Source organism: Desulfovibrio sp. An276, assembly GCF_002159665.1.
In the GTDB taxonomy this organism is placed as follows: Bacteria; Desulfobacterota; Desulfovibrionia; order Desulfovibrionales; family Desulfovibrionaceae; genus Desulfovibrio; species Desulfovibrio faecigallinarum.
Genome location: NZ_NFJC01000093.1, coordinates 1 through 764, shown reverse-complemented (window position 1 = coordinate 764; position 764 = coordinate 1). Strand labels below are relative to the sequence as shown.

Here is a 764-nt window from a genome sequence, read left to right as displayed (position 1 = left end):
AAATCTCATTTACTTTGCATAGAATGTCATCTTGGCTCAGACCAAAAGCCTGTGCGATTGCTTTTTGGGTCTTTGTCAAAGCAAAGTCTAATTTGTATAAGGAACCATTTCTTCTAGTCATCTCTATCTTCTCAAGTTCCCTGATAGAGGCAGGTACTGTCATGTAGTTACGTCGTACGTTTAGGCGTCGTATTTCGTCCTTAAGAAGGTTGTAAAAGCGGTTCCGCACGATCAATGCTAGAAACTCAATAAAAATCTTTGCAGATACAACTTCATTTGAATGTGCCCGCATGCTCTTTGAACCAAGGAATGATTTGTCTGTGCAGAAAAGTTTTTCAGATACATCACGACCACGGTAGAGCAAATAGGCCTCTTCAGCAGTCATTTTTTCCGAGCTAATTAGGCAAAAATATCCACATAGCTTAAGTGCTGTTGTTATTGCATCCTGATTCTCCTGTGCAAACAGAAAAATCTTTTTAGATCCTTCATCTTTATAATGACAATTGAAGTAGTCCGTATACGGTGTTCCAACAATACATTCCTTCCCTTCGATTTTCTTGAGATTGGCAGCCATCCGTTCCAACATGATTTCAATCTTCGAGCGCTCTGATGCCATCTTTAGTGCACTGTAGCAGAGATGAAAATAACGATTCCGCGTATCTTCATCATACAGCTTGCGCTTAACAGTCATGCCATAAATTTCCGTTCCAGAGATATGATAATGTCGCTGAGCTTCAAAGTTTCCGATATTTTCTGTAATAAGC

At 39.7% G+C, this 764-nt stretch carries 1 protein-coding gene; it reads right to left on the bottom strand.

Annotated features, from left to right (window positions below; genetic code table 11):
- A partial coding sequence (locus B5F76_RS14350) for an IS1634 family transposase (RefSeq protein WP_204218453.1) occupies positions 1-691 on the bottom strand: 691 nt, incomplete at its 3' end.
- Positions 692-764 lie beyond the last annotated feature (73 nt).